14 protein-coding genes are annotated in these 14,624 nt (G+C 67.2%); 7 read left to right on the forward strand and 7 right to left on the reverse strand.

Going from position 1 to position 14,624, the window contains the following annotated elements:
* Nucleotides 1–25 precede the first annotated feature (25 nt).
* From ACFXHE_RS04700 to ACFXHE_RS04710, 3 genes are all read left to right on the forward strand, one after another.
* Nucleotides 26–697 (forward strand): response regulator transcription factor, encoded by a 672-nt coding sequence (locus ACFXHE_RS04700; RefSeq protein ID WP_379379768.1) that lies wholly within the window; start codon nucleotides 26–28, stop codon nucleotides 695–697.
* Complete coding sequence (locus ACFXHE_RS04705; RefSeq protein WP_379379770.1) at nucleotides 694–2,055, forward strand: sensor histidine kinase; 1,362 nt, start codon at nucleotides 694–696, stop codon at nucleotides 2,053–2,055. Before ACFXHE_RS04700 ends, ACFXHE_RS04705 begins: the two co-directional genes overlap by 4 nt.
* Nucleotides 2,056–2,173: 118 nt before the next feature.
* Nucleotides 2,174–2,506, forward strand: a complete 333-nt coding sequence (locus tag ACFXHE_RS04710) for a hemophore-related protein (protein WP_379379772.1) — start codon at nucleotides 2,174–2,176, stop codon at nucleotides 2,504–2,506.
* A gap of 69 nt (nucleotides 2,507–2,575) precedes the next feature.
* Here ACFXHE_RS04710 and ACFXHE_RS04715 read toward each other — a convergent pair whose 3' ends face one another.
* Nucleotides 2,576–2,788 (reverse strand): DUF397 domain-containing protein, encoded by a 213-nt coding sequence (locus tag ACFXHE_RS04715; RefSeq protein ID WP_379379774.1) that lies wholly within the window; start codon nucleotides 2,786–2,788, stop codon nucleotides 2,576–2,578.
* Nucleotides 2,785–3,663 carry a helix-turn-helix domain-containing protein gene (locus ACFXHE_RS04720; protein WP_379379776.1) on the reverse strand — a complete coding sequence of 293 codons (879 nt, stop codon included), beginning with the start codon at nucleotides 3,661–3,663 and terminating at the stop codon, nucleotides 2,785–2,787. Before ACFXHE_RS04720 ends, ACFXHE_RS04715 begins: the two co-directional genes overlap by 4 nt.
* Nucleotides 3,664–4,039: 376 nt before the next feature.
* Between ACFXHE_RS04720 and ACFXHE_RS04725 the strand changes: the two genes are divergently transcribed.
* Complete coding sequence (locus ACFXHE_RS04725) at nucleotides 4,040–4,516, forward strand: hypothetical protein (protein ID WP_379379778.1); 477 nt, start codon at nucleotides 4,040–4,042, stop codon at nucleotides 4,514–4,516.
* 385 nt (nucleotides 4,517–4,901) lie between these two features.
* Here ACFXHE_RS04725 and ACFXHE_RS04730 read toward each other — a convergent pair whose 3' ends face one another.
* A complete protein-coding gene (locus tag ACFXHE_RS04730) occupies nucleotides 4,902–5,288 on the reverse strand; it encodes a cupin (RefSeq protein WP_379379780.1) in 387 nt (128 codons plus the stop codon).
* 116 nt (nucleotides 5,289–5,404) lie between these two features.
* On the opposite strand from ACFXHE_RS04730, the gene ACFXHE_RS04735 reads away from it, so the two are divergent.
* The gene (locus ACFXHE_RS04735) at nucleotides 5,405–6,049 is read left to right on the forward strand and encodes a TetR/AcrR family transcriptional regulator (RefSeq protein WP_379379782.1); all 645 of its coding nucleotides are present in this window, start codon (nucleotides 5,405–5,407) and stop codon (nucleotides 6,047–6,049) included.
* 208 nt (nucleotides 6,050–6,257) lie between these two features.
* Here ACFXHE_RS04735 and ACFXHE_RS04740 read toward each other — a convergent pair whose 3' ends face one another.
* Together ACFXHE_RS04740 and ACFXHE_RS04745 are read right to left on the reverse strand one after the other, a co-directional pair.
* Nucleotides 6,258–8,612 carry an ATP-binding protein gene (locus ACFXHE_RS04740; RefSeq protein ID WP_379380409.1) on the reverse strand — a complete coding sequence of 785 codons (2,355 nt, stop codon included), beginning with the start codon at nucleotides 8,610–8,612 and terminating at the stop codon, nucleotides 6,258–6,260.
* A gap of 364 nt (nucleotides 8,613–8,976) precedes the next feature.
* Entirely contained in the window at nucleotides 8,977–9,564 is a 588-nt protein-coding gene (locus ACFXHE_RS04745; protein WP_379379784.1) for a helix-turn-helix domain-containing protein, read from the reverse strand.
* 88 nt (nucleotides 9,565–9,652) lie between these two features.
* Here ACFXHE_RS04745 and ACFXHE_RS04750 point away from each other — a divergent pair, with 88 nt between their 5' ends.
* Complete coding sequence (locus tag ACFXHE_RS04750; protein WP_379379786.1) at nucleotides 9,653–10,825, forward strand: alpha/beta fold hydrolase; 1,173 nt, start codon at nucleotides 9,653–9,655, stop codon at nucleotides 10,823–10,825.
* A gap of 198 nt (nucleotides 10,826–11,023) precedes the next feature.
* Nucleotides 11,024–12,451 carry a rifampin monooxygenase gene (gene rox / locus ACFXHE_RS04755; RefSeq protein WP_379379788.1) on the forward strand — a complete coding sequence of 476 codons (1,428 nt, stop codon included), beginning with the start codon at nucleotides 11,024–11,026 and terminating at the stop codon, nucleotides 12,449–12,451.
* Nucleotides 12,452–12,480: 29 nt separating this feature from the next.
* Here rox and ACFXHE_RS04760 read toward each other — a convergent pair whose 3' ends face one another.
* Nucleotides 12,481–13,143 (reverse strand): GntR family transcriptional regulator, encoded by a 663-nt coding sequence (locus ACFXHE_RS04760; protein ID WP_379379790.1) that lies wholly within the window; start codon nucleotides 13,141–13,143, stop codon nucleotides 12,481–12,483.
* 118 nt (nucleotides 13,144–13,261) lie between these two features.
* Nucleotides 13,262–14,623: an MFS transporter gene (locus tag ACFXHE_RS04765; protein WP_379379792.1), complete on the reverse strand. Its 1,362-nt coding sequence runs from the start codon at nucleotides 14,621–14,623 to the stop codon at nucleotides 13,262–13,264.
* Between the last annotated feature and the right edge of the window lies 1 nt (nucleotide 14,624).

Genomic DNA, 14,624 nt, shown 5'->3' on the forward strand with positions numbered 1-14,624 from the left:
CAGGCGCAGGCCTGAGAATTGCCGGGTGCAACCGGGACGCATTCTTGTCATCGAAGACGCCGAGGCCATTCGGGCCGCGGTAGGAGCCGGACTGTCCGCCGCGGGGCACGAGGTGCTCACGCGTGCGGACGGCGGCCTGCTGGAACAGGACCTGGCCCAGTTCCGGCCCGATGTCGTGGTCCTCGATGTGATGCTGCCCGGCCGCGACGGCTTCGCCCTGCTGGAATCGGTGCGGGCCCGCTCGGCGGCGGGCGTGGTCATGCTCACCGCTCGCGACGGCGTCGAGGACCGGGTGCGCGGACTGCGCGCCGGATCCGACGACTACGTGGTGAAACCCTTCGACCTCGTCGAACTGGTGGCGCGGGTGGACGCGCTGCTGCGGCGAATGGGAAAACTCCAGAGCCGCATCATGATCGGCGACCTCGAGGTGGACGTGGACGCCGGTGGCGCGCGGCGGGCCGGGCACGAGCTCACCCTGACCGCCACCGAATTCAAGCTGCTGGCCTACCTGGCCGCGCAGCGGGACCGGGTACTCACCAAGACCCAGATCCTCACGGCCGTCTGGGGATACGAGGACTACGACCCCAACCTGGTCGAGGTGCACGTGAGCGCGCTGCGCCGCAAACTCGAGGAACACGGTGAGCGGGTGGTGCACACCGTGCGCGGCCTCGGCTACACGCTGCGGGTGCCGCGGTGAGGACGGTCTCGCTGCGCGGCCGCGTAACCCTCACGGCCGCACTGGTTTCCGGTGTCGTCCTGGTGCTGGTCGCGCTGAGCGTGCACGCGCTGTTCGGGGTGGTGGTGACCCGCAGCGAGAACACCGTGCTCACCGACCGCGCCCAGCTGGCCAGACAGCTCGCGCAGGAAGGGGTTTCGCCGGAGGACCTGATCACCCGGGTGGACACGCATTCGGTGCGGGTCCGGCTGGTACTGCCCGACGGACGCACCTTCGGCAGCCTCGACCACCGGCTGGCGGAGGACAGCACCACCAAGACCCGCCTCATCAAACTCACCGGGCCCGGAACGCTCAACGACGGCCGGCTCACCCTGCAGGTGGACACGCCGCTGATCGCCCGGGTGCAGTCGCGGCTGGGACTGCTGCTGGCCCTGGCCACCACCGGGGCCATCGCGGTGATCTCGCTCGGGCTCTGGTTCGGGGTGCGCCGTGCGCTCGCGCCCCTGGACGCCATGACCCGGCTGGCCCGCGATATCGCACACGGCCACCTCGGCCGCCGCCTCGAACCATCCCGCACCGATACCGAATTGGGCCGCACCGCAGCCGCTTTCGACGAGATGCTGGATGCTCTGGAGGGCGCGCTGCGCGACACCGCCGCCGCCGAGGCCCGCGCCCGCGCCTCCGAACAGCGCATCCGGGTGTTCGTCGGCGACGCCGCTCACGAACTGCGCACCCCCATCACCGGCGTGCGCTCGCTGGCCGAGGCGGTGTTCCAGCAGCCCGCGGACACCGATCCCGAGGACCGCCAGCGCATGCTGCTGCTCCTGGTCCGGGAGACCCAGCGCGCGGGCCGCCTGGTCGACGACCTGCTGGACCTGGCCCGTATCGACGCCGGTCTGCAGCTGCGGCTCGAACCGGTGGACCTGTCCGAGCTGACCGCCCCGCATCTCGACCGCATGCGAATGCTGCACCCGCACACCGAATTCCGGCTCACCGGCGAGGCGGCCACCGTGCCCGCCGATCCCGAGCGCATCAGCCAGATCCTCACCAACCTGTGCAGCAATGCCTGCCAGGCCATGAAGGACGACGGCAGCGTCACCGTCGAGCTGCGCGCGTATGCCGATGCCGTCGACGTCGTCGTCTCCGACAGCGGCCCCGGCATTCCGGCCGGGGATCGCGAGCGTATCTTCGACCGCCTGGTCCGTCTCGACCATGCCCGCCACCATCGACCCGACGGATCGGGTCTGGGCCTGGCCATCGCGCGCGGCCTGGCCCGTGCGCACGGCGGCGACCTGACCTGCGCCGACCCCGCCCCCGGCACGCCCGGAGCCGTCTTCGTCCTCCGCCTGCCACGCAGCGCACCGCCGGCTCGCCCGTGATCACCGGGGTTGCCGGGGTGTGGCTGAAGATCACCTGAAGATGGCCGGTCGATTCAGGCCGCCTTCAGCTTTCGCGGGCAGATTCGGTGGGACCACAACCCACGAACCTGGAGTGAGAATGAAACGCACCCTCGCCGCGGCCCTGGTCGGCGCCGCCGGAGCGGCCGCCATCGCCCTGGCCGTGCCGGGCACCGCCTCCGCTGACACGCCGCAGTGCAGCCCGCAGGCCGCGGCCGCTGCCCGCGCGGACGCCGCCCCCAAGGTGGCCGCCTACCTCGCGCAGCATCCGGATGTGGCCGCCGAGATCGCCAAGGTGAAGACCCTGCCCAAGGACCAGCGCCGCGCCGAACGGCAGGCGTGGCGGCAGGCCAACCCGCAGGAGGCGCAGGACCTGAAGGCCGCCCGCCAGGCCGTGATCGACTACCACAAGGCCTGCGGACGCCACAGGTAAGCGGTCACCACGTACGGGCCCGGTCGAAATGACCGGGCCCGGTGCGCATTTCGGCGCCCTTTCGATCGATCAGACGCGGGACAGATCGAACTTCCCCGCCATGACCGCGCCCACGAAGGCATCCCACTGACCGGCGGTGAAGACATGCGCCGGTCCAGCGGGATTCTTGGAGTCACGAACACCGACCCGGCCCCCGACCAGGAACGCCGCTTCGACACACTCCTTGCCGCCGCCGCTCTTACTACTCTTGAACCAAAGCGCTTCGCGTAGTTCGTCGTTCACAGATACTCCCTTACTGCATTACGCACCAGTTGCCTGCTGCTCATCTCGTCCAACGCTGCTCGCTGGAGAATCCTGAAGGCGGATGCGTAGCTTTCAACGATGTCCGACTTCTCCGTGTACATGTCCGTCGAGAACCCCTCTCCGTACACAGTCGGCGGCTCGGCCGGATCGCCTCGGCTGTCGAGCTTCGCCTCGAGGATCACGAATGGACCGGTCTGACGACCCGTCGGCATTCCCGCGGAGAACGGAAGGACCCGGAGGGAGACGTTGGGCCGGGTGCTGGCTGTGGCGAGGTACTCGAGCTGGTTTGCCATTACCTTCGGCCCTCCGATGACTCTGCGCAACACAGTTTCTCCGAGGATGACGTTGAACTGGATCGGGTTGACATCACGTGTGATGGCGCGTTGTCGCCGGGCCTTCAACTCGAGTCTGCCGCCGAGCTTGGCTTCGTCGTCATCGGGATAGGCGTCGCTGGTCAGGACCCGTGCATAGGGACGAGTCTGGAGCAGGCCAGGTACCAGATCCGGCTGGAACGACGTCACTATCCGGGCGTTGTATTCCATGTCGACATACAGCCGGAAGTCTTCGGGGATAACCGAACCGAACTCGTGATACCAGCTCTTGACTGCCGCCTGCTGCGCCATGGCACGCAGGGTGACCGCCCAGTGGTCGTCGACCTCGTACAGACTGATCAGCTTGTCCAGGTCGTGTATGCGGATCTTGGCCGTTTCGCCGACCTCGATCCGCTGGAGAGTGCTTGTGCCCCACTCCATGACCTTCGCCGCCTGACTCAGAGTCAACTTCGCTGCCTCCCGCGCTTCGCGCAGGTACCGCCCCAACTGGCGGCGCGTGAGGGTACTCGTGTTCTCGGGCATGGGTTTTCCCGTTCTGATGCCGTCGCGGTTCCCAGATTTCGCGGGCCTTGATTTCAGGATCGAGAAAATCGTCCCACCGACTTCGGGACACGCGCTGGGGAAACAGGAAACTCGATCTGGATTTCCAGTTTTCAGTTTTCATTCCGCCGGAACAGGAGTGAGCTTCGAGGCAGACCACGACGCCGCCGAGAGGACTTCAGATGGTCACCTACCCGCAAACGGTCGAAGGATGGGTCGCCGACGGTTGTCACAACGGCCGCATCTGGCCGGTCAGTCGCCAACGCGCCGAAGGGATTCTGGTAATCCACGCCGCCTGCGAGCCGCCGTGCCCGCGCTCGGAGAGTGCCCGCAAGTATCTCGAGGGAGGTGCGAGCCGATGCCCACATGCGCAGGCATGACCGGTGAGAGTCCGGTCGAACGGCAGGTGTGGCTGTACCGGGAGCTCTACGGTCTGCCCTGTCGGATATCGGGCACCCGAATCACGCTGTCCACCAGCGATGTCAGCGCGATCAATGCGCCGAGCGGCCTGGCGGCGCTGATCGACGATGAACTGTTCTGGAGCAAGAAGGTCACGCCGATCCTGGACGAGGGCACCGGCAGCGGCGACCTGATCCTCCTGGCCGCCGCGAGCCCACTCGACATGACCGGCTGCGCCGTCGATCTCCGCCGCCGCGCGCAGTGCGAGTTCCTACCGCCGGGAAGGCAAATCGCCCTCCCCTCCATGCTCCCGCCCAGCGGACCCGAGCCCCACTGGTTCAGATACCCGCAGTCGGAGATGCTCCAGCCCATCACTGCGGTCCTACGCGCGATTCGCATCGTCCTCCGCGACATCCCCCGCACCTACCCCACCTAGCCACGAGAGGACATCATGCTCACCGAAATCATCACCACTGCAACAACTTTCATGTTCCTCGCATGGCATCTCGCGCAGACCGGCCGACGATACCTCCCCGGCCCACGCATCCCCGACCACCACTCGGTCGCCGCAATCCGAGCCCGCATCGAAGGCGAAAAGCGCGTGGCCGCAGCCTCGAGACGCGAGGCCGCCCGATTGGCGACCCCCTCACGACCGCAACATGACAACCCAGCCGACCGCCACCCCAGAACCGTTCTACCTTCGGCATACAAGGCTTGGGCAACGGCATCCACGGCGGAATCAACGTCTTTCCGCCTGCACGACAGCCCGCACGGGGGCAGGGATGGGGCAGCGGCACCCGTCAGCGAACGCATATGAGTCGTCACACCGCGCGGCGCTCCAATTGGGTACCGCGGCGCGGCCCAATCGACATCAGGTCGCTCGGCTCGTCCAGTTCCAGACGGTGCCAACGGCCGCGCGGTACGACGTAGGCGCGGCCGGCTGTCAAACGGACGAGATCCTCTGTCGCGCCGACGGTCTCGGGCCGGAGATACATTCGGATACTGCCGGTCAGCACGCCCACCAGTTCATCGCCCGCGGGATGCATCTCCCACAGGTCGCCGTGGACCTCCGCATCGGTCTCGACGTGGAACATGGCTACTGTCCAGCCGTCCACGTCGCCCTGCATGCGGCGTTGCTCGGTCAGCAGTTGCCCGTCGGCGAGTAGTCGCACGCCGCGCTCGAACAAGTTGACGACGTCGGATTCCATTGGTGTTTCCTTTCTTTCGAGCACCCGGCGCAGCAGATCCGGGTACTTTGTGTACACGTACACAAAATACCCGACGCATCCTCTACCTGTCGATACCCTCGTGCCAAGATGATCGAGTGAGCACTCGCACCGGACGCCCCTCCCGCCTGTCGCGCGTTCAGATCGTGTCCGCGGCGCGCGACCTCGTCGAGGCACAGGGCGTCGAGACGCTGACCATGCGCCGCCTTGCGACCGAACTGGGCGCGACCCCGATGGCCGTATACCGGCATGTACGCGACAAGCAGGAACTGCTCCTGCTTGTCCTCGACGACATCGCCGCAGGAATGCGCCGCCCCGAACTCCCCACCGACCCGCGGGACCGCGTCGTGGTCACAGCGCTGGCCATGCACGCCACCCTGGCCGAGGTGCCCTGGATCGTCGAGGTCCTCACCGGCGACGAGTTCTTCGCCCCCGCAGCGCTCTGGTACAGCGAGACGATCATCGACGCCGCCATGACCTGCGGCCTCAGCGCCGACGACGCGGTATACGCCTACCGAACGATCTGGTACTACACCGCGGGGAACCTGATCGTCCGCGCCTCCACAGCCAGCCGTGACACGGACCGGATCACCTTCCGCGACAAGGTGTTCGCCGAACTGGACCCTGAAACCCTGCCGCGCTTGGCCGCACTCGGCGAACGCTACGTGGAACTCGCCGCCAGGGACACCTACGAGCAGGGCCTGCGCGCCCTGGTCGCGGGTCTGCTCGCACCGCCCACCTGAACCCGCACCGCATACCGCGCTGACCGAACCAGCCAGCGCGAGCGCTCCAAAAATCAACGAGCTGAGATCATTTCACCCGATTGGGCCCGCCGGGCACCTGGATCAAATCCTGGCCGGGATCCGATCCTGACACCAGTCTCTTACCAGCCGAATGCAGCGCGTCTTGTTGGTCTGGTGAACCCGGCGCGCCTCAGCAGCGGGCACGCGATCAGCTCTCGTGCCGGGCCGCGTCCACGATCCACGCCGCGATCTGGGCGCGAGAGGTGAACCCGAGCTTGGTCAGGATGTGCTCGACGTGGGCATCTGCGGTGCGCTGGGAGATCACCAGCCGGGATGCTATCTGCTTGTTGGTGAGCCCTTCGGCGACCAGGTCGGCCACCTGGCGTTCACGTTTGGTCAATGTCGTCCCGCCGGCGGACGGTGTGCCGGCCGGTTGTTCTTCGTTCAGCGCGTAGGCGACCACGGCGTTGATTCTCATTGCGTGGCCGCGTCGCCACGCCGCATCGAAGCGCGCTTCACCGAGCGCGCGGCGCACGACGCGCTCGCAGTCGAGGTGGGCCTCGACCATCTGCGGGAAGTAGATCGCCGCGCCGGGGGCGGTCTGCATCATGTTTGCCGCGGCGCCCATCAGCACGGCGGATCGCTGGTCGTCGGTGCCGGCCGCGATCCACGCCAGCACTTCGAGATCGAGCGCCGCGACGAGAAGGCTGCGCATGCACTGGTTGAGCCGCAGCGATTCCCGCAGCAAATCCTGTGCGCGGGAGTTCTCACCCTGCTGCCACGCCGCGATCCCGGTCATCCCCAGAACGGTCGACCGGAACAACGACTCGCCGCACGCCTCGGTGATGGCCAGGATCCGCTGATGGCACTCGGCTGCCCGTCCGGTGTCGCCCTGCTGCGCGTACGCCACACCGAGCAACAGCAGCGCAACAATGTGCAGACATCCTCGCGGGTCGGAGCTCAGCACCTCGATGGCTCGATCGATACACGACACCGCGCGCGCGGTCTCATTGAGATAGAGAGCCAGATCACCCTCCGCAGAGGCGATCAGCGCCTGATTCATGGGCGTGGGGTCGCGCTCGGCGAGCACACGCCCCTGCGCGAGCAGGGTGGCTGCCGTCTCGAGGTCCCATTGCCGCGTGGCCATGAAGACGCTGGCGTACAACGCCCGGACCTGGTCGGTTGTCGAACGTGCGCAGGGATGGGCCAGGGCGCGGTCGAGCCAGCGGCGGCCTTCACCGAACAAGCCACGGAAACTCCAGAACACGAAGGAGGCGGCGGTGATGCGCAGCCCCGCTTCGGCTGACTGCTCGGTCTGGTCGGACATGCAGAATTCGAGCACGGCACGGATGTTCGCCTGCTCGCGGTCGAGCCGGGCCATCCAGTCGAGTTGCCGGTCGCTGATCAAGTCGGCCTCGGCATCGAGCACCAGCCGTCGGTACCAGTCCCGGTGCCGACGCTGCAGATCCTCGTCCGCGCCGGCCTCCCGCAGCTTGTCCTGCCCGTAGGCCCGTACGGTGTCGAGCATCCGGAAGCGGACCGCACCCTCGGGTTCTTCCCTGATCACCACCGATTTGTCCACCAGCCAGGACAGCACATCGAGCAGCTCTGCCGCCTCGGTGTCGGCACCGCACACCGCCTCGACGGCGTCGAGTTCGAAACCACCGGCGAACACCGACAACCGGGCCCACAGCCGCTGCTCGGCCGGTGTGCACAGCTGATAGCTCCAGTCGATGCACCACCGCAGGGTCTGCTGCCGTGTCGGCGCGGTGCGGTGGCCCCGGGTGAGCAGCGCGAACCGGTCGGTGAGCCGCTGCAGGATCTGCTCCGGCGACATCGTGCGCATCCGGGCCGCCGCGAGTTCGATCGCCAGTGGCAGCCCGTCCAGCCGGGAACAGATCCCGACCACGGCGGCCTTGTTCTCCTCGGTCAGCGCGAATCCGGGCACGACCGCCGCGGCGCGATCGCCGAACAGCGTCACCGCATCGTATTTGCGCAGCTCTCGTAGCGTCGGCTCGCGGCCGGCGGCAGGAACGCTCAGCGGCAGCAGCCGCCGCACCGCTTCTCCGCCGATATCCAGCGGCTCGCGGCTGGTGACCAGGATTCGCAATCCCGGACACTCCGACAACAACGTCACGGCCAGGCTTGCCATCGACTCGGCAACCTGCTCGCAATTGTCTACGACGAGCAGGGTTTCACGGGATCGCAGAAAATCGACCAGCGCGTCGTGGCCCGGCCGGGCCGAATCGACCCGCACGCCCAGCGCGGCAGCGGCGATGGGAGCCACCAGCGTCGGATCACGCACGTCGGCCAGATCGATCGCCCACACCCCATCGGCGAAATCGCATCGAACAGCCGAGGCCGCCTGCAGCGCCAGCCGGGTCTTGCCCACGCCACCCATCCCGGCCAGCGTCACCAGCCTCGACGCGGTCAGCAGGTGCTTGAGATCGGTCAGCTCGGCGCGCCTGTTGACGAAGCTGGTCAACTCGGGCAGCACGTTGCCGCTGCGTCCTATGGTTCGCGACGAGGTTCCGACCGCACGCAACTCCTCCGCTACCGTCATGCTCACGTCACGGCGGGTACGGTTCGCGGCGTCGTCGATCATCAGCCGCGCGCAATACTCTCGGTATCGCTGTGAGCACCGGACATGATCAACTCACCTTTCGACGGTGCCCAGCCTATCGCCCATGACGAGCGGACATCCAGCTATTCGACGGTTGCGGGCACGACTACCCACGGGTGCCTCCGCGCCGACCGCGAACACCGGGAAGCAATCCCATGGCGTCGATATCCGAGGTCCTCACCACCGCCCTGGTACATCGCGACCACGACCGGCGGACGGCGCGGTGGCCACCGACGTCGGCATGGCCGTGTTCCGCACAGCGGCCCTGAAGGTCCTCTACTGGCTCGAGAAGATCCGTTGGCGGTCAACGGTTCTCGTGCTGGTCGGCACGCACATGCGCGCGCATTCCTTGGAGGCCGAACAGAATCAGTAGTTCGACCGTTCCGCCGTCGGCGCTGCCCAGCCAGTGCGGCAACGAGGTGTCGAACTCTGCGGCTTCGCCGGGTGGCAGTGTCAGGTCGCGTTCGCCGACCACCAGCCGGAGGCGACCGTTGAGCACGTACAGCCATTCGAAGCCGTCGTGCGTCTGCGGTGTCGGGTCGAGCGGTTCCGGCTGGGCGGGGATGACCATTTTGAACGCCTGTATGCCACCCGGTCGCCGGGACAGCGGCACGAAGATCATCCCGGACCGCCGGATCGGCTTCAGGTGGATCCGCGGATCACCGGTGCGCGGGGCGCCGACGAGGTCGTCCAGGGGAACGTCGTAGGTGCGGGCCAGCGGCAACAGCAACTCCAGGGTCGCGCGGCGCTGCCCACTCTCCAGCCGGGACAGCGTGCTCTCCGACACCCCGGTCCGCGTCGCGAGGTCGGCGAGGGTGATCCCGCGGGCGCGACGCAGCGCACGCAGTCTCGGTCCCACTGCGTCGAGCACATCGTCGATTTCGCGGTCCACGAGGCCATCTTGCCGGAACCGCAAGATTGCGTGCCAGGTCCGGGTGGCCGCGGCGAGACTGGGCGCCTCCCGACCGGAGGAGTCCCCGATGAACGCCAGCACTGCGAAGCGCCGGACACGCCGCAAGGACACCCCGCCGCCGCGAACCGGAACCGACGAGATCGAAGTCCTGCGCGGTCCTCCGCGAACTGATCGACGGCACAACCGGGCGCTGACTTCTACTCCAGGCGAGGAACACATGATCACCACAGGCCGGACTCCGATGCACGGCTTCCTCCGATCAGCCCGCGCGGTGGCGGTCGCCGCGCTCGCCCTGCTGATCACAATGGGCGCGGCGGCCTGCTCTCCGGCCGCCCCCGATATCGCCCCCTACGCTGTCGCCACCCAGGGCGACCCCGCGTTCGAGAAAACCTTCCGGCACGAGTTCGCCGACGTCGATGGTGTCCGTATGCACTATGTGACCGGGGGCAGTGGCTCGCCGGTGGTGCTGATCCACGGTTGGCCGCAGACCTGGTACGGCTGGTGGCCGATCATGCCGGCACTCGCCGAAGGCCACACCGTCTACGCCGTCGACCTCCCCGGACTGGGCGACAGCACCGGCTCACCGACCGGCTACGACAAGGCCACCCTGGCCCGGTATGTGCACGCCCTCATCGCCGATCGGCTCGGAGTGCGGGATGCCCGCGTTGTCGGGCACGACTTCGGCGCCGCGGTGGCCTTCGAGTACGCCGCCCAGTACCCCGGCGACACGGCGCGCCTCGGCTACCTCGACCTACCGCTACCCGGGCCGGCGATCGACGCGCCGACCTACCGCTCATTGAGCTGGCACATAGCCTTTCACTCCCAGCGGCGAGTCCCCGAAACGGTCGTCGGCGACCACGTCCGCGAGTACCTGGCCCTGTTCTACCCGCAGGTCTCCTTCGGCGGCACGGCATTCGGCGGCACCTCGGACCGATCGCCCTTCACGGACGCCGAAATCGACGAGTACGCAAGAACATACAGTCGGCCCGAGAAACTGGCAGGCGGCTTCGACCTCTACCGGGCCCTGGACAAAGACGTACGCGACACCGTGGCAGCAACACCAACTCCCGTCCCGACCCTCCTCATGACCGCGCAGGGCCAACTCGACGCGATCCGAGCGACCGTCGCACCGCGCATAACCAACATCGTGCGTGCGGTCGACGTGCCACACGCAGGACACTGGCTCGTCGAGGAGAATCCCCAGTTCGTCGCGGCGGAACTCCAGCACTTCCTCTCCTGACAACCCCACCGCTTCCCCGGTGCCATCGATTCGCAGTTCGCTGAACGCCCTCGAAATCAATCGGGCCCCTGCCCTTTCGACATAAATCGATTGCGACAAGATCCGGGGTGCCGCACAATAGGCGGCCGATGCCAGGACCTGCGGAAATGCGGAATCAGCGGCGACTGGGTGGGAGAGAACCGGGCGAATGGGTGGTTCATGTTCGATGTGATCATTGCCGGGTGCGGGCCGACCGGTGCGATGCTGGCCGCTGAACTGCGACTGCACGATGTGCGGGTACTCGCGCTGGAGAAGGAACCCGAGCCCGTATCCATCGTGCGCATAGTCGGTCTGCATATTCGCAGTATCGAGCTGATGGCGATGCGCGGACTGCTGGATCGCATTCTCGAACGCGGAAGACCGCGTCCGGTCGGCGGTATCTTCGCCGCCATCCCCAAACCCGCTCCCGAGGGACTGGATTCCGCGCACGCCTATCTGCTGGGCATCCCGCAGCCGGTCGTGAATCATCTACTCGAAGAACATGCGATCGCACTGGGTGCGCAGGTTCGGAGCGGTTGTGCGGTGGCCGGTTTCGAGCAGGACGACGAAGGTGTGACCGTCGAGCTGGCGGACGGGGAGCGGCTGCGGTCGCGTTACCTCGTCGGCTGTGACGGCGCGCGCAGTACGGTGCGCAAACTGCTCGGCGTCGGCTTCCCCGGCGAGCCCGCACGGACCGAGACGCTGATGGGCGAGATGGAAGTGGGTGTGCCGCAAGAGGAAATCGCCGCCAAGGTCACCGAAATCCGCGAGACCAATAAGGTCTTCAGTCTCGGGCCCTTCGGCAAAGGGGTCTATCGCGTCGTCGTCCCTACCAAGGGAGTCAGCGAGGATCGCGCGGAACCACCCACCCTCGAGGATTTCAAACAAGGGTTGCGCGACATCGCCGGAACCGATTTCGGCGTGCACTCCCCGCGCTGGTTGTCCCGCTTCGGGGATGCCACCCGGCTGGCCGAACGCTATCGGGTCGGGCGGGTGCTGCTGGCCGGCGATGCGGCGCACATCCATCCGCCCACCGGCGGTCAGGGCCTCAACCTGGGCGTTCAGGACGCGTTCAACCTCGGCTGGAAACTGGCCGCGGAGATCCGCGGCTGGGCGCCGGAAGCATTGCTGGACACCTACCAGACCGAACGTCATCCGGTCGCCGAAGACGTTCTGGACAACACCCGCGCCCAGATGGAACTGCTGTCCACCGAACCGGGCCCGCAGGCCGTGCGCAGGCTGCTCACCGAACTCATGGACTTCGACGAGGTGAACCGCCATCTGATCGAGAAGATCACCGCGATCGACATCCGCTACGACTTCGGCGACGGCCCCGACCTGCTCGGCCGCCGGCTGCGCGATATCGACCTGAAACAGGGCCGCCTCTACGACCAACTACATCGGGGCCGCGGCCTGGTACTCGACCGCACCGAACGCCTGACCGTCGAGGGCTGGTCGGACCGAGTCGACCTCATCGCGGATCCCACTGCGGCACTGGATGTTCCGGCCATCCTGCTCCGCCCCGACGGCCACGTCGCCTGGATCGGCGAGAACCAGCAGGACCTGAACGACCACCTCGCCCGCTGGTTCGGCAAGCCCGCCAACTGATTTCAAGCGGCGGCCGAAAGCCCGGTCGGCTACTCCTGGGGCTTCGCCCAGCGGCCGCGGGCCTGCTGGATGTGGTCGCGCATGAAGTGTTCGACGGCGTCCTGATCGCGGGATTCGAGTAGGTCGACGATGGTGAGATGCTCGCGGGCGACGTCGACCAGTTCGCCTTTCTGAGCCAGGGAGGCGAGGCCGAACAGGCGGGTGTGGTCCCGCAGGTCGGAGACCAGGTCGTTGAGGCGCGGGTTGTCGGCGTAGCCGAGCAGGGTCAGATGGAAGATCTGGTCGGCCGCCGTGTATTCCACCAGGTCTCCGCTTTCGGCGCCTTCGACGATCTTCTCGGCGAGGGCGCGCAGGTGCGGTATATCCGATTCGGGAATCAGCGGGGTGACCTCGCGGACCACCGGCGGTTCCAGCAGCAGCCGGATGCGGGTGATGTCGTCGAGGTCCTTCTCGGCCACCTCGGTGACCCGGAATCCCTTGTTGGGCACAATCGAGATGAGGTTCTCCCGGGCCAGATCCTGCATGGCCTCGCGGACCGGGGTGGCCGACACTCCGAACCGCGCGCCGAGCGTGGGTGCGGAATACACCACGCCGGGCTCCATTTCACCGGCGATGATGGCCGCGCGCAGTGCCCGCGAGACCTTCTCGCGCAGGCTGACCTTCTCCACCTGGGTGAACTGGTCGATACTCACGTGGTCGGCTCCCCTGCCCGTGATCGATGGATTCGATCGGTTCACGACATTCTATGCCATGTCACGTGGCATAGCTGTCGCCCCCGCGACACCCGGCCCGCGGTCGGCGCAGGCGTCCTCATCGCGCGGCCTCGGCATCGACCGACCGCAGCGACTTGCCGGCGGTCTCCTTCGCCAGCCCGACCGCCAGCACCGAGATCGCCGCGGCCACAATCAGATACAGCGAGATCGGCACCGAGCTGTGGAAGCGGTCGAACAGGCTGATGGCGATCAGCGGGGCCAGCGATCCGGCCAGAATCGGCGCGACCTGATAGCAGAACGACAGGGCCGTATATCGCACATGCGTCGGGAACATCTCGGTCATGAGCGCGGAATACGGTGCGTAGGTGAGGGATTCGACGGCCAGACCGAGGGTGATGGCCACAATGATGACGGCGTAGTTCCCGGTGTCCATCATCGGGAAGGCCAGGAAGCCCCAGCCGGCGGTGAGCACGGCCCCGGTGAGATAGACCGGCCGCCGCCCGATCACATCCGACAGCAGGCCCGCCGCCGGAATCATGAAGAAGTGCAACAGGTGCGCCACCAGCATGAGCGCCAGGATCGGCGCGGTGTCCACGTGCACGGCGAGTTTGAGGTAAGTGATCGAGAAGGTCACCACGAGGTAGTAGAGAATGTTCTCCGCGAAGCGCGCGCCGATGCCGATCAGCACCTGGCGCCAGTGATGGCGCAGTACTTCGATGATGCCGAGCGCGTGGCGCCGGTCGGCGTCCAACCGCTGCTGCGCCTCGCGGAAGATCGGTGCGTCGTCGACGCTGGAGCGCACCCAGTAGCCGATCAGCACGACGACGGCCGACAGCCAGAAGCCGACCCGCCAACCCCACGAAAGAAACTGCGCGTCGGACAGATTCGCCGACAGCACCAGCATGACCACGGTCGCCAGGACATTGCCCAGCGGCACGCCCGACTGCGGCCAGCTCGCCCAGAACCCACGCCGGTGGTCGGGGCTGTGCTCGCTGACCAGCAGCACCGCCCCGCCCCATTCGCCGCCGAACGCGAAGCCCTGGATCAGGCGCAGGGTCACCAGCAGCACCGGGGCCCAGTAGCCGATGGCGGCGAAGGTGGGCAGGCAGCCCATCAGGAACGTGGTGATGCCCACCACGACCAGGCTCAGCTGCAGCAACGCCTTGCGTCCGACGCGATCTCCGAAGTGCCCGAACAGGATTCCGCCGAAGGGCCGGGCCAGGAACCCGACGGCGTAGAGCGCGAAGGCGGCGATGATCCCGTCGACGGCATTGCCGCTGGAACGGAAGAACACCTCCCCGAAGACCAGCGCGGATGCGGTGCCGTAGAGGAAGAATTCGTACCACTCGGCGACCGCGCCGACCATGGCCGCGGCCACGATCCGGCGCAGTGCGGTCGGTGGGGTAGTCGTGCCCGGATCGGATTGCCGGGCTGTCGCGGAGTCGTCAACTGCGGTCATG

It is taken from the genome of Nocardia sp. NPDC059229 (assembly GCF_042754165.1).
In the GTDB taxonomy this organism is placed as follows: Bacteria; Actinomycetota; Actinomycetes; order Mycobacteriales; family Mycobacteriaceae; genus Nocardia.

Excerpts from the sequence above, each read along its gene's own strand:
- ACFXHE_RS04710 (WP_379379772.1), top strand. The coding sequence starts at position 2,174 with ATGAAACGCACCCTCGCCGCGGCCCTGGTCGGCGCCGCCGGAGCGGCC.
- ACFXHE_RS04720 (WP_379379776.1), bottom strand. The coding sequence starts at position 3,663 with ATGCCCGAGAACACGAGTACCCTCACGCGCCGCCAGTTGGGGCGGTAC.
- ACFXHE_RS04725 (WP_379379778.1), top strand. The coding sequence starts at position 4,040 with ATGCCCACATGCGCAGGCATGACCGGTGAGAGTCCGGTCGAACGGCAG.
- ACFXHE_RS04730 (WP_379379780.1), bottom strand. The coding sequence starts at position 5,288 with ATGGAATCCGACGTCGTCAACTTGTTCGAGCGCGGCGTGCGACTACTC.
- ACFXHE_RS04740 (WP_379380409.1), bottom strand. The coding sequence starts at position 8,612 with ATGACGGTAGCGGAGGAGTTGCGTGCGGTCGGAACCTCGTCGCGAACC.
- ACFXHE_RS04750 (WP_379379786.1), top strand. The coding sequence starts at position 9,653 with ATGAACGCCAGCACTGCGAAGCGCCGGACACGCCGCAAGGACACCCCG.
- rox (WP_379379788.1), top strand. The coding sequence starts at position 11,024 with ATGTTCGATGTGATCATTGCCGGGTGCGGGCCGACCGGTGCGATGCTG.
- ACFXHE_RS04765 (WP_379379792.1), bottom strand. The coding sequence starts at position 14,623 with ATGACCGCAGTTGACGACTCCGCGACAGCCCGGCAATCCGATCCGGGC.